This is a genomic window from Sporichthya polymorpha DSM 43042 (assembly GCF_000384115.1).
In the GTDB taxonomy this organism is placed as follows: Bacteria; Actinomycetota; Actinomycetes; order Sporichthyales; family Sporichthyaceae; genus Sporichthya; species Sporichthya polymorpha.
Genome location: NZ_KB913029.1, coordinates 5,156,285 through 5,168,989, shown reverse-complemented (window position 1 = coordinate 5,168,989; position 12,705 = coordinate 5,156,285). Strand labels below are relative to the sequence as shown.

The following is a 12,705-nucleotide window of genomic DNA, read 5'->3' as shown; positions in this document are numbered from 1 at the left end:
GCCGGGCCGACCGGCTGTCCTAGGGTTCTCGCGTGGCCGACGACCTGCACCCCGAAGACGCCAAGCTCGTGACGCTCGCGCGCTCCACCCGCGCCCGCAACGGTGCCGCGGAGGGCGCGGCGGTCCGCGACGACACGGGGCGGACCTACGCCGCCTCCACGGTCGACCTGCCGTCGCTGCAGCTGACCGCCCTCCAGGCGGCGGTCGTGATGGCGGTCGCCAGCGGCGCCCGGGGCCTCGAGGCCGGGGCCGTCGTCTCCGACGCCGAGGCCGTGGCCGACGCCGACCGCGCCGCGCTCAGCGACCTCGGCGGGACCCCGCCACTGCACCTCGCCGGGCTCGACGGAGTCGTCCGCGTCACCGGCTGAGACACCTACGGCGGGGGTTCGGTCGACCCGCAGCGGTGGCACGGCGTGACCGGCTCACCGTCGCCGTCGACGTCGCGGAGCGCTCCGCACTCCGGGCAGACCCGGTTGAGCCAGCAGACCGGGTCGCCACCTGTCTCACTCATGGCGCTCACCCATGGCTCCATGATGCCCCCAGCCTGGGAGAATCGCCGGATGACCGATCACCGCTCCGGCTTCGCGTGCTTCGTGGGGCGGCCGAACACCGGCAAGTCGACCCTGACCAACGCCCTGGTGGGGGCGAAGGTGGCCATCACCTCCGACCGCCCCCAGACGACGCGGCACACGATCCGCGGCATCGTCAGCCGCCCGGACGCCCAGCTCGTGCTCGTCGACACCCCCGGGTTCCACCGACCGCGGACGCTGCTGGGCGAGCGGCTCAACGACCTCGTCCGCGGGACGCTCGCCGAGGTCGACGTGATCGGCATCTGCATCCCGGCCGACGAGAAGATCGGCCCCGGCGACCGGTACATCGCGAGCGAGCTCGCGAAGGCGAAGAAGAAGCACACGACGGCGTTCGCGATCGTCACGAAGACCGACGCCGCCGGCAAGCAACAGATCGCCGAGCAGCTGCTTGCGGTGTCCGCCCTCGGCGAGCAGGTCGGCATCGACTTCGCCGAGATCGTGCCCGTCTCGGCGGTCCGGGGGGAGCAGGTCGACCTGCTCGCCGACCTGCTGATGAAGAACCTTCCGCCCGGCCCCCCGCTCTACCCGGACGGGGAGCTGACCGACTCGCCGGAGGAGCGGATGGTCGCCGAACTCATCCGCGAGGCCGCGCTCGAAGGTGTCCGCGACGAGCTCCCGCACTCCTTGGCGGTCGTCGTCGAGGAGATGGTGCCCCGCGAGGGCCGGCCCGAGGACTCGCCGCTGCTCGACGTCCGCGCCGACGTCTACGTCGAGCGCGACAGCCAGAAGGGGATCGTCATCGGCAAGGGTGGGGCCCGGCTCCGCGAGGTCGGCTCGACGGCCCGGCGGCAGATCGAGGCCCTGCTCGGCACCCCGATCTACCTGGACCTCCACGTCCGGGTCGCCAAGGACTGGCAGCGCGACCCCAAGCAGCTGCGGAAGCTGGGGTTCTGACGCGTCAGAGCCGGACCTGCCACTCGCCCCAGTGGTCCCAGAGCCGGAAGCCCATCGCCTCGTTGACGGCGATCATGTGGGTGTTCGACGCGGCGTTCCAGGTCAGCAGGGTTCGCACCTCGGGTCGGCGGCGCAGCAAGTGCGCGAGGTTCGCGACCTTGACCCAGGTCCCGAGCCGGTGGCCACGGTGGTCGGGGTCGACGATCGTGTTCCACTGCCATCCGTGCTCCGGGATCTCCGGCGCCAGGCCGATGTGTGTGAAGGCCGCGACCGTCCCCTCCTCGTCGACCGCGACGGTCGTGTAGACCTCCAGCCCCTGCTGCTGCGCCGCCTCCTCGCGACCCCGCAGTCGCTCGACGTCGTAGACCTCCGGCTCCCACTGCAGGTTCTCCATCGGGGCGTCGGTGGACATCCGTCCGTTGAGGTAGGCGAGACCGGCGGCGAACCGCTCCGGGGCCGCACCGACGAAGGAGTGCACCGCGTAGCCCGTGGCGTGGGGGCGGGACGACGTCTCGAGGTCGACGGCCCGGGCCCGGACGTCCTTGTCGACGAGGAGACGACGCCGGGCGTCGTACAGGCCGAGCTCGGCGCCGAGGGACCGCGCGAACGCCTCGCCGACGGAGTCCATGCGGGCCTCGAAGATGAGCAGCTTGCGCTCGGACGCCAGCGCCAGGTCCGCCACGGAGTCCCACAGCAACCGGCCGACGCCGCGACGCCGGAACTCCGGATGGACCGTCAGATCAACGATCCCGGTGGAGGTGTTGTCCAGTTCCGGAGTAGTCAACTGGACCAGCCCCACGATGCGCCCACTCGGGCCGTCGACCGCGACCCAGTGGGTCGTGGGTTCGTCCGGCGTCGGGTGCAGGATGCGCCGGCCCTCGTACCCCGGGGCGAACGGCGGGTCGTCCGGGAGGTCGTGGGCGTGGGCAGCCGCCAGCACGGCGACGACGTCGTCAACCCGTGCCGGGTCCAACCGCTCGATGTGCATGGAGCCAGGGGACCGTGCCGGGTGGGTCCGGCGCCAGCGAATTTCGAGCGGTGCGGGCGTGTGTGCGGGTGGGGAGAGTTCAGCGCAGCAGCGCGCTCATGACGCGGGTGGCGCGGTCCGGGTCGGCGGGTTCGCCGGTGAGGGTGGGGGCGTGCGCGTAGGCCTCCAGCAGGCGGACGACGGCGAACGCGAGCTCGTCGTCGTCGAGGTCGATGCCCAGGTGCCCGGCCGCGCGGTCGGTGGCCAGGACCTCGGTCACCTTGGCGATCATGCGGCGCTGGAACGGGCTCGCGTTCGTGGTGCAGAGGCGGACGAACGTCTCGGGTTCCTCGCGCTGCAGGCGCAGGACGCCCGTGTTGGTCGAGATCGCGCGGATGTAGCGGCCGAGGAGTTCGGGCGCCCGCGGGCTGATGCCCTCGGCGTCGATCTCGGCGAGCAGGCGGTCGAGCGTGCGGTTGGTCAGGTGCCACATCACCTCGGACAGGAGTTCGTCCCGCGTCCCGACCCAGCGGTGCATCGTCACGCGGCTGACGCCCACCTCGCCGGCGAGGGCGGAGATGTCGACGCGTTTGCCCGCCATGAACCAGTGGCAGGCGAGGTCGAACGCGGTGCCGATGCTCGCGCGCGGAGCGTCGCCCTCGCGCGCCAGGCGTTCGCCGAGCGTCTCGGACGTCGTCACACGTTCCCCTTGCCTCAGCGGTGAGACCGATGTTACACATTGCGCCAGATGTAACAGACTGAAACAAACGCCACCAAGTGTAGCGAGGTGCCCCCGATGCAGCGAAGCCTTCTCGCGGTCCTCCTGTCGGCCGCGGCCGTCCTGACGACCGCACCCGGTCCGGCGGTCGCTGCGGCGGAGAGCCGGTTCGCCCCCGTGAACCGGCCGGGTCCGGCGCTCTCGGTCCCGACGGCCGAGCTCGACGCCTCGCTCGCCTGCACCGGGAACGTGGCGAAGGGCCGGCAGACCGTCCTGTTCGTCCCCGGGACGACGGTGAATCCGCGCGAGGACTACTCCTGGAACTGGTTCCGGGCCCTCGACCAGCTGAACCGGCCGTACTGCGCGGTGACGCTGCCGTTCAACACGACCGGCGACACCCAGGTCGCGTCGGAGTACGTCGTCCACGCGATCCGGAAAATCTCCGCGATCACCGAGCGCAAGGTGCAGGTGATGGGCCACAGCCAGGGCGGCACCGAACCGCGCTTCGCGCTGCGGTTCTGGCCGGACCTGCGCAGCAAGGTCGACGACTACATCGCCTTCGCGGCGACCAACCACGGCAGCGCGCTGATCCGCGGGCTCTGCCTGCCGACCTGCTCGCCGTCGCTGTGGCAGCAGATCGACAACTCGAACTACATCCAGGCGATGAACTCGCACCAGGAGACCTTCGAGGGGATCTCGTACACCGCGATCTACACCTGGTTCGACCAGTTCGTGCAGCCGAACCTCGACGACACCGGCACGACGTCGCTGAGCGGCCCCGGCGACATCACCAACGTCGCCCTCCAGGACGTCTGCCCGGCCAACACCGGCGAGCACATCGCGATCGGCACGTACGACCCGGTGGCCTACGCGCTGGCGATGGACGCGCTGAACCACCCCGGCCCGGCGGACCCGTCGCGGATCCCGTCCTCGGTCTGCAACGAGGTCCTCATGCCGGGCGTCGACCCGCGCACATTCGCGACCAACCTCGCCGACGCCTACAACCAGATCTTTGCGGGGCTGACGACCGATCCGCGGGTAGACCAGGAGCCGGAGCTGAAGCCATACACGCTGGCCGGGAGGTCTTGATGCTGGGCTCGATCTACACCGACGACCACGAGATGTTCCGGGAGTCCGTGCGGGAGTTCGTCCGCCGGCAGATCGAGCCGAACGAGGAGAAGTTCCGCGAGAACCGGCTGATCGACCGGGACGTCTGGCTCGCGGCGGGCCGCCAGGGCCTGCTCGGCCTGGGCGTGCCGGAGAGTTACGGCGGCGCGGACGCCGGCGACTACCGCTTCAACGCCGTCCTCGGGGCGGAGCTCGCGGCGGCGGGCATGGCCGTGGCGTCCTCCTTCGGGATCCACTTCGACGTCGTCGCGCCGTATCTGGTCGAGCTGGGGACCGAGGAGCAGCGCGAGCGCTGGCTGCCGAAGTTCGCCACCGGCGAGTACATCACCGCGATCGGGATGACCGAGCCCGGCGGCGGCTCCGACCTCGCGGCGCTGAAGACCGGCGCGGTCCGCGACGGGGACGACTGGATCGTCAACGGTTCCAAGACCTTCATCACCAACGGGATCCAGGCGGATCTCGTCGTGGTCGCCGCGCAGACCGACCCAGCGAAGAAGGCGCGCGGCATCACGCTGTTCGTCCTGGAGGAGGGCATGCCCGGGTTCACTCGGGGCCGCAAGCTCGACAAGGTCGGGCAGCCCGAGGCGGACACCGCCGAATTGTTCTTCGACGACGTCCGCGTCCCCGACACCAACCGGCTCGGGGAGGTCGGGCAGGGTTTCGTCGCGATGATGGAGCGCCTGCCGCAGGAGCGCATCGGGTCGGCCGTGTCGAACATCGCGCACGCCGCGGCGGTGCTGGCGGAGACCGTCCAGTACGCCAAGGACCGCAAGGCGTTCGGGCAGCAAATCGGCGCGTTCCAGTCCAACAAGTTCCTGCTCGCGGAGCTCACCACGAAGGTCGAGCTGACGCAGTGTTATGTCGATCAGGGCGTGCTCGCCCACAGCAAGGGCGAGCTGACCGCCGTGGACGCCGCCAAGATCAAGTGGTGGTCGGCGCAGGTGCAGAACGAGGTCCTCGACGCCTGCGTCCAGCTCCACGGCGGGTATGGCTACATGCGCGAGTACCGCGTCGCCCGGGCCTGGATGGACGCCCGGGTCACGAAGATCTGGGCCGGCTCGAACGAGATCATGAAGGAGATCATCGGCCGCGACCTCGGCCTCTGAGTTCGACCGGGATGTCCCGCTTTCGGCGTAACGCCGCTCACGCAACTTGTCGTGCGGGCGGCCGCGTCATGTACGCTCGCGCCATGCGTTTGCGCCGGGTCGGCCTCTCGGGCCTCCTCCTTAGCAGCCGCGGCGAGGCCCCGTAAGGGCCGGCTCCCTCGTCGCGGGTTTTGCTGCGCCTGCCGGTCGCGCCCGATCCGACCTGACGACATGAGGAGCCTTCAATGTTTCACCCCCAGCAGCCGAGCGGGATGCCCGTCCACCGCTACCCGGCGTACGTGCCCGTCGGCCTGACCGACCGCACGTGGCCGGACAAGGTCATCACCTCCGCGCCGCGCTGGTGCGCGGTCGACCTGCGGGACGGCAACCAGGCGCTGATCGACCCGATGAGCCCGCAGCGCAAGCGGCGCATGTTCGAGCTGCTCTGCTCGATGGGTTACAAGGAGATCGAGGTCGGCTTCCCGGCCGCGAGCCAGACCGACTTCGACTTCGTCCGGCAGATCATCGAGGAAGACCTGATCCCGGACGACGTCACGATCCAGGTCCTGACGCAGGCGCGCGAGGAACTGATCACCCGCACGTTCGAGTCCATCAAGGGCTCGAAGCAGGCGATCGTCCACCTCTACAACTCGACCTCGACGCTGCAGCGCCGCGTCGTGTTCGGCCTCGACCGTGACGGCATCAAGGACATCGCCGTCCAGGGCGCGCGCATCTGCCAGAAGCTGACCGAGACCGTCCCCGGCACCGACGTGTACTTCCAGTACTCGCCGGAGTCCTACACCGGCACCGAACTCGACTTCGCCGTCGAGGTCTGCAACGCCGTCAACGACGTCTGGAAGCCGACGCCGGACCACAAGGTCGTCGTGAACCTGCCCGCGACCGTCGAGATGGCGACGCCGAACATCTACGCCGACTCGATCGAGTGGATGCACCGCAACCTCGCCTACCGCGACGCGGTCGTGCTGTCGCTGCACCCGCACAACGACCGCGGCACCGCGGTCGCGGCCGCGGAGCTCGGCTACATGGCCGGCGCCGACCGCATCGAGGGTTGTCTGTTCGGCAACGGCGAGCGGACCGGCAACGTCTGCCTGGTGACGCTGGGTCTGAACCTGTTCAGCCAGGGCGTCGACCCGATGATCGACTTCTCCGACATCGACGAGATCCGCCGCACCGTCGAGTACTGCAACCAGCTGCCGGTGCACGAGCGTCACCCCTACGGCGGCGACCTGGTCTACACCGCGTTCTCCGGCTCGCACCAGGACGCGATCAACAAGGGCTTCGCGTGGCTCGAGCGGGACGCGGCCGCGGCGGGCATCCCCGTGGAGCAGCAGACCTGGGCCGTGCCGTACCTGCCGATCGACCCGAAGGACGTCGGCCGCACGTACGAGGCCGTGATCCGGGTGAACAGCCAGTCCGGCAAGGGCGGCGTCGCCTACATCATGAAGACCGAGTACAACCTCGACCTGCCGCGCCGGCTGCAGATCGACTTCTCCGCGGTGATTCAGCGGCACACCGACACCGAGGGTGGCGAGGTGACCCCCGAGGAGATGTGGGGCATGTTCGAGGGCGAGTACCTCAAGCCCTCGGAGATCGGTGCCGCCACCGGTGTCCAGCTGGACTCGCACCACACGTCCTCGGCGGCGGGGGAGCAGGACGAGCTCTCGGTGAACGTCATCGTCGACGGCCAGTCCAAGACGCTGACCGGTCGGGGCAACGGCCCGATCGCCGCGTTCTGCGACGCGCTGTCCTCGATCGGCGTCGACGTCCGCGTCCTCGACTACCACGAGCACGCGATGAGCGCCGGCGGCGACGCCCGCGCGGCCGCGTACCTCGAGTGCGCCGTCGGCGGTCAGGTGAAGTGGGGCGTCGGCATCGACGCGAACATCGTCACCGCGTCACTGAAGGCCGTCTGCTCGGCCATCAACCGCTGATCCGCCCGTGACGTCCGACGAAGTGGCTGTTATAGCGACCGCATCCTCGGACGTCAGGGACCTGCCGGCGGTCGTCGAGACGCTGAGTACGGCGTTCGACGAGGTCCCGATCTTCCGCTGGTTCTTCCCGGACGACGAGCGCCGGGCAGCGATCCTGCCCGCGTTCTTCGCCGCGGTGTGCGAGGCCCATCTGTCCTGGGGTGAGATCCACCGGTCGGCAGACGGACTCGCCGCCGCGGTCTGGGTCCCGCCGGGTGCGGAGATGCCCGCGGAGGTGTCAGCGACCCTCGGCGACCGCCTCGGCGGGATCCTCGGGGAGGAGGCCGGGACGAAGATGGCCGACCTCCGCCCGCTGATCCGCGCCCACCACCCCGACGGGCCGCACTGGTTCCTCAACTTCCTCGCGGTCCGGCCGGAGGCCCAGGGTCGCGGGTACGGCACCGCCCTGCTGCGGCCGATGCTCGACCGCTGCGACGCCGAGGGCGTCCCCGCCTATCTCGACGCGACGTCCGAGGCCAACAAGCGCCTGTACGAGCGCGAGAGATTCGTGGTCGTCCAGGAGGTGACCCTGCGAGACTCGCCGCCGCTGTGGTGCATGGTCAGGGAGGCGCAATGACCGAGATCGAGCCGGCTGAGATCCCACCGGACGGCAAGGACTGGACCTGGGTCCTGAACACCCCGTGCGGGGAGTGCGGCTACGACGCGGGGACGGTGGTCCCGGAGCAGGTGGCGTCGACGCTGCGGACGAACGTGGCGGACTGGACGGCGGTGCTGGCGCGCCCGACCGGGCTGCGGGAGCGCCCCGCGCCGACGGTGTGGTCGCCGCTGGAGTACGCCTGCCACATCCGGGACGTCTACCGGCTCTTCGACCAGCGCCTGGTGCTCATGCTCGACCACGACGACCCGCTGTTCGCGAACTGGGACCAGGACGCGACCGCCGTCGCCGAGCGCTACGGCGAGCAGGACCCGGCGACGGTCTCGGGCGAGCTGGCGGAGGCGGGCACCGCGCTCGAGGACCGCTTCGCCGGCCTCACCCCGGAGCAGTGGAGCCGGACCGGGCGGCGCAGCGACGGCGCGGTCTTCACCGTGGACTCGTTCGCCCGGTATCTGCTGCACGACGTCCTCCACCATCTCGGGGACGTCAGACCGCAGAATGGTTGAGTGAGCGTTTACCGGGACACCGGGGTCGTCCTGCGCACCCAGAAGCTGGGGGAGGCCGACCGCATCGTCACGCTGCTCACGCGGCGCCACGGGCGGATCCGCGCCGTGGCGAAGGGCGTCCGCCGGACCTCGTCGCGGATCGGGGCGCGCCTGGAGCCGTTCGCGCACGTGGACGTGCAGTGCTACTCCGGGCGGACGCTGGACATCGCCCAGCAGATCGAGACCGTCGACGCCTTCGGCGGCAAGCTCTCCCGCGACTACGCCCGCTGGACGGCGGGCCAGGCGATGCTCGAGGCCGCGGAGCGCTTCACCGAGAACGAGGGTGACCCGGCGCTGCAGCAGTACCAGCTGCTGGTCGGCGGCCTCCGTGCGCTGGCCGAGAGCGACCGCGACCCGGTGATGGTGCTCGACGCGTTCCTCGTCCGGTCGCTGGCGATCGCCGGGTACGCGCCGAGCTTCTCCGACTGCGCCGGCTGCGGGGCCCCGGGCCCGCACCGCTTCTTCACGATCCCGGGCGGGGGAGCGACCTGCGCGGACTGCCGCCCACCGGCCTGCGCCGCTCCCGGCGCCGAGACGCTCGTCCTGCTCGGGGCGCTGCTCTCGGGCGACTGGGAGGTCGCCGAGTCCGCCGCCCCGCGCGCCCGGCGCGAGGCCAGCGGTCTGGTCGCCGCTTACCTGCAGTGGCACCTCGAGCGTGGCCTGCGCTCGCTCCGGCACGTCGAGCGCGACCAGCCCTCTGCCCCGGGACCGACGGCCACGTCCGCATGAGCCGTCGCCAGTACGCGGCTCCGCCGCCGCATCCGTCCGGCGCGCGTCCGCCCGACCTGCCCAAGGAACTGATCCCCCGTCATGTCGCGATCGTGATGGACGGCAACGGCCGCTGGGCCAAGCAACGAGGCCTGGCCCGGACCAAGGGCCACGAGGCCGGCGAGGCCGCACTGCTCGACGTCATCTGCGGCGCGATCGAGATCGGCGTCGAGTGCGTCTCGGCGTACGCGTTCTCGACCGAGAACTGGAAGCGGACGCCCGACGAGGTCCGCTTCCTGATGGGCTTCAACCGCGACGTCATCCACCGCCGCCGCGACGAGCTCGACGCGATGGGCGTCCGCGTCCGCTGGGCCGGGCGTCGGCCCAAGCTCTGGCGGTCGGTCATCTCCGAGCTCGAGGACGCCGAGCGGCGCACCGCCCGCAACGACAAGATCACGCTGCAGTTCTGCGTCAACTACGGCGGCCGTGCCGAGATCGCCGACGCCGCTCGCGCCCTCGCCGCCGACGTCGCCGCCGGCACGGTGAAGCCGGACAAGATCACCGAGACCACCTTCGCCCGGTACCTCGACGAGCCCGACCTCCCCGACGTCGACCTGTTCGTCCGCAGCTCGGGGGAGCAGCGCACGTCGAACTTCCTCCTCTGGCAGAGCGCCTACGCCGAACTGGTCTTCCTCGACACCCTCTGGCCCGACTTCGACCGCCGCCACCTCTGGCACGCGATCGAGCTCTACGCCTCCCGGGACCGCCGCTACGGCGGCGCCGCCCCGAACCCGGTCCCGCCCGCCGGCTGACTCACTCCTGCGGGACGTCATCCCGCGGAGCGGCGGCCGCCCAGTTCTGCAGAGTTGCACAATATTGAAATTATGCAGTTATGATGAAGGCATGACTTCCCCCGGCGCGCTCCCGCTGTACCAGGCGAAGGCGGAGTTCTTCCGCATGCTCGGGCACCCGGTGCGGATCCGGGTGCTCGAGCTGCTGGCGGCCGGGCCGACGTCGGTCCGGGACCTGCTCGCCGCGATCGAGATCGGGCCCGCGGGGCTCTCGCAGCAGCTCGCGGTGCTGCGACGGTCGGGGATCGTGTCCGCCCGCCGGGAGGGGACCACCGTCATCTACTCGCTCGCCGGGGTCGAGGTGGTCGACCTGCTCGCGGCCGCCCGGCGGATCCTGACCGAGGTGCTCGTCGGGCAGACGGAGGCGCTGACCGACCCGACGGCCCCCGAGATACCGGCCGGCTGATGGCCCCGCTCCCGGCGGCCGTGTCCGGCTGGCGCTCGCTGCTCCCGTCGGCGGCCGACGTCGCGCCGATGCGCCGGTCCTGGCGTCGCGACCTCCAGGCCGGGGTGACCGTCGCCGTCGTGGCGCTGCCGCTGGCGCTCGGCTTCGGCATCGCGTCCGGGCTGGGGGCCGAGGCCGGGCTGGTGACGGCGATCGTCGCGGGCGCGGTGGCGGCGATCTTCGGTGGCTCCAACCTGCAGGTGTCCGGCCCGACGGGCGCGATGACGGTCGTCCTGGTCCCGATCGCGCACGAGCACGGCCGCGAGGGTGTGCTGTTCGTCGGCGTCCTCGCGGGGCTGATGCTGATCGCGCTCGCGGTCGCCCGGGCCGGCCGGTACATGAGCCTGGTGCCGGCGCCGGTGGTCGAGGGGTTCACGGTGGGCATCGCCTGCGTCATCGCGTTGCAGCAGGTGCCCGCCGCCCTCGGGGTCGACGTCGAGAGCGCGGAGAGCGCGCTCGTCACCGCCGGGCGGGCGGTCCGGGAGTTCGCCGACGACCCCGGCGCTGCCTCGCCGCTGCTGGCGCTGCTGGTCGCGGCGGGCATCGTGCTCGCGACCCGGCGCCGCCCGACGCTCCCGCTCGCCCTGCTGGCCGTCGCCGTCGCGACGGTCGTGGCCGAGACCGCCGACCTCCAGGTCGGGCGGGTGGGGGAGATCCCGCGGTCGCTGTCGGCGCCGTCGCTCGGGTTCGTCGACCTCGGCGACCTCGACGCCCTGATCGCGCCGGCGATCGCGGTGGCCGCGCTGGCCGCTCTGGAGTCCCTGCTCTCGGCCTCGGTCGCCGACGGCATGACGGTCTCGCAGCGCCACGACCCCGACCGGGAACTCGTCGGCCAGGGCCTGGCGAACCTGGCCGCGCCGGTCTTCGGCGGCGTGCCCGCGACCGGCGCGATCGCGCGCACCGCCGTCAACGTCCGCGCCGGGGCGACGACCCGCCTCGCCGCGTTCGCCCACGCGGTCGTGCTCGCGATCCTCGTCCTCGCCGCGGCCCCTATCGTCGAGAAGATCCCGCTCGCGGCGCTGGCCGGCGTGCTGTTCGCGACCGCCTGGCAGATGGTCAGCGTCGGGTCCGTGCGCGCCATCGCGCGCTCGACACGTCCGGACGCCGTCGTGCTGGTCCTCACCGCGGCGGTGACGATCGCGCTCGACCTCGTCCGCGCCGTCCTGCTGGGCCTGCTCGTCGCCGGGGCTCTCGCACTGCGGACGATCGTCCGGGCGTCCGAGGTCGCGGAGGTCCCGCTCTCCGAGGAGCTCCCGCCCGACACCGCGGAGGAGGAGCACGCCCTCCTCGCCGAGCACATCGTCGCCTACCGCCTCGACGGCCCGCTGTTCTTCGCCGGCGCCCATCGCTTCCTGCTGGAGCTGACCGACGTCGCCGACGTCGCGGTCGTGATCCTGCGTCTGTCGCACGTGTCGACGATCGACGCCAGCGGCGCGATCGTCCTCGCCGACGTGATCGGGGCGCTGGAGCGCCGCGGCGTCGTCGTTTACCTCTCCGGGCTGCGCCCGGTGCACCGCCGGCCGCTGACCGCGGTCGGGGTGCTGCCCCGCCTGCAGGAGGCCGGCCGGGTGGCCGCGTCGACGCCGGAGGCGATCGCGGCGGCCCGTGCCCGCCTGCGCCAGGACGGGGTGCTCGCGCCCGAAGGGTGAGCGTTCGCTGTGGGCGGCCGTAAAGGCGTTGAACCGCGCCGCGGACCTCCGACTGAATGTCAACCATGTTGGTCGACATTCAGTCGCACAAGCCGTATCGGCTGTCGCTGATCGGGATGCACACGCACGCGGTGTCCGACGTGTTGTGTTCCTGGCGCTGAGCCCGCCCCCGACCACTTCGCCGCCCTGCCGCGGCCCCTCGAACGGATCGATCCCATGCGTGTCCTCCCTCGTCCCCGCTTCCCCTTCCGTGCCGGTCGCGGTGCTCTCCGCAGCGCCCGGCGCGCGCCCGCACCGCTGCTCGCGGTCGTCGACTACCGCGTCGGGCCGTTCGTCCGGTGGTGCGCGACGGTGACCTCGCCGACGGGGGAGTTCTCCGAGCGGGTCGTCCTCGCGGTCGACGCCGAGGGCATCTACCTCGCAGCCCTGGCCGCGCTCGACGACCTTCGTCGGGAGAGCGGCCGACAGGTCGAGGCCGAGCACGTCCTGCACGAGGACCTGATCCCCGCCTGACGGGC

15 protein-coding genes are annotated in these 12,705 nt (G+C 71.5%); 12 read left to right on the top strand and 3 right to left on the bottom strand.

Features of this window, described 5'->3' with window-relative positions; translation table 11 throughout:
- The first annotated feature begins 32 nt into the window (after positions 1 to 32).
- Positions 33 to 368: a cytidine/deoxycytidylate deaminase family protein gene (locus SPOPO_RS0124920; protein WP_019877911.1), complete on the top strand. Its 336-nt coding sequence runs from the start codon at positions 33 to 35 to the stop codon at positions 366 to 368.
- Positions 369 to 373: 5 nt separating this feature from the next.
- Here SPOPO_RS0124920 and SPOPO_RS34585 read toward each other — a convergent pair whose 3' ends face one another.
- A complete protein-coding gene (locus SPOPO_RS34585; protein ID WP_019877910.1) occupies positions 374 to 511 on the bottom strand; it encodes a hypothetical protein in 138 nt (45 codons plus the stop codon).
- Positions 512 to 560: 49 nt separating this feature from the next.
- Here SPOPO_RS34585 and era point away from each other — a divergent pair, with 49 nt between their 5' ends.
- Positions 561 to 1,484 (top strand): GTPase Era, encoded by a 924-nt coding sequence (gene era, locus SPOPO_RS0124910; protein WP_019877909.1) that lies wholly within the window; start codon positions 561 to 563, stop codon positions 1,482 to 1,484.
- Between the two features lie 4 nt (positions 1,485 to 1,488).
- On the opposite strand, the gene SPOPO_RS0124905 is transcribed toward era, so the two are convergent.
- Positions 1,489 to 2,472 carry a GNAT family N-acetyltransferase gene (locus SPOPO_RS0124905; RefSeq protein WP_019877908.1) on the bottom strand — a complete coding sequence of 328 codons (984 nt, stop codon included), beginning with the start codon at positions 2,470 to 2,472 and terminating at the stop codon, positions 1,489 to 1,491.
- A gap of 79 nt (positions 2,473 to 2,551) precedes the next feature.
- A complete protein-coding gene (locus SPOPO_RS31540) occupies positions 2,552 to 3,151 on the bottom strand; it encodes a QsdR family transcriptional regulator (RefSeq protein WP_019877907.1) in 600 nt (199 codons plus the stop codon).
- Positions 3,152 to 3,247: 96 nt separating this feature from the next.
- On the opposite strand from SPOPO_RS31540, the gene SPOPO_RS0124895 reads away from it, so the two are divergent.
- The 10 genes from SPOPO_RS0124895 to SPOPO_RS0124845 all read left to right on the top strand — a co-directional run bounded on the left by SPOPO_RS0124895 (position 3,248) and on the right by SPOPO_RS0124845 (position 12,700).
- The gene (locus SPOPO_RS0124895; protein WP_019877906.1) at positions 3,248 to 4,258 is read left to right on the top strand and encodes an esterase/lipase family protein; all 1,011 of its coding nucleotides are present in this window, start codon (positions 3,248 to 3,250) and stop codon (positions 4,256 to 4,258) included.
- A complete protein-coding gene (locus tag SPOPO_RS0124890; RefSeq protein ID WP_019877905.1) occupies positions 4,258 to 5,403 on the top strand; it encodes an acyl-CoA dehydrogenase family protein in 1,146 nt (381 codons plus the stop codon). The genes SPOPO_RS0124895 and SPOPO_RS0124890 overlap by 1 nt, the downstream gene beginning before the upstream one ends.
- A gap of 224 nt (positions 5,404 to 5,627) precedes the next feature.
- Positions 5,628 to 7,334, top strand: coding sequence for a 2-isopropylmalate synthase (gene leuA, locus SPOPO_RS0124885; protein ID WP_019877903.1), 1,707 nt, complete (start codon positions 5,628 to 5,630; stop codon positions 7,332 to 7,334).
- A 7-nt stretch (positions 7,335 to 7,341) separates the two neighbouring features.
- Entirely contained in the window at positions 7,342 to 7,950 is a 609-nt protein-coding gene (locus SPOPO_RS31535) for a GNAT family N-acetyltransferase (protein ID WP_019877902.1), read from the top strand.
- Positions 7,947 to 8,495, top strand: coding sequence for a DinB family protein (locus tag SPOPO_RS34580; RefSeq protein WP_019877901.1), 549 nt, complete (start codon positions 7,947 to 7,949; stop codon positions 8,493 to 8,495). The genes SPOPO_RS31535 and SPOPO_RS34580 overlap by 4 nt, the downstream gene beginning before the upstream one ends.
- Complete coding sequence (gene recO, locus SPOPO_RS34575) at positions 8,496 to 9,263, top strand: DNA repair protein RecO (RefSeq protein ID WP_019877900.1); 768 nt, start codon at positions 8,496 to 8,498, stop codon at positions 9,261 to 9,263. It abuts the gene before it with no gap.
- Positions 9,260 to 10,054 carry an isoprenyl transferase gene (locus SPOPO_RS0124865; protein ID WP_019877899.1) on the top strand — a complete coding sequence of 265 codons (795 nt, stop codon included), beginning with the start codon at positions 9,260 to 9,262 and terminating at the stop codon, positions 10,052 to 10,054. The genes recO and SPOPO_RS0124865 overlap by 4 nt, the downstream gene beginning before the upstream one ends.
- Positions 10,055 to 10,145: 91 nt before the next feature.
- A complete protein-coding gene (locus SPOPO_RS0124860; protein ID WP_019877898.1) occupies positions 10,146 to 10,499 on the top strand; it encodes an ArsR/SmtB family transcription factor in 354 nt (117 codons plus the stop codon).
- On the top strand, positions 10,499 to 12,187 hold the full coding sequence (locus tag SPOPO_RS0124855) for a SulP family inorganic anion transporter (protein ID WP_019877896.1): 1,689 nt from the start codon (positions 10,499 to 10,501) through the stop codon (positions 12,185 to 12,187). The genes SPOPO_RS0124860 and SPOPO_RS0124855 overlap by 1 nt, the downstream gene beginning before the upstream one ends.
- Positions 12,188 to 12,403: 216 nt before the next feature.
- Positions 12,404 to 12,700, top strand: coding sequence for a hypothetical protein (locus tag SPOPO_RS0124845; RefSeq protein WP_019877894.1), 297 nt, complete (start codon positions 12,404 to 12,406; stop codon positions 12,698 to 12,700).
- Positions 12,701 to 12,705 lie beyond the last annotated feature (5 nt).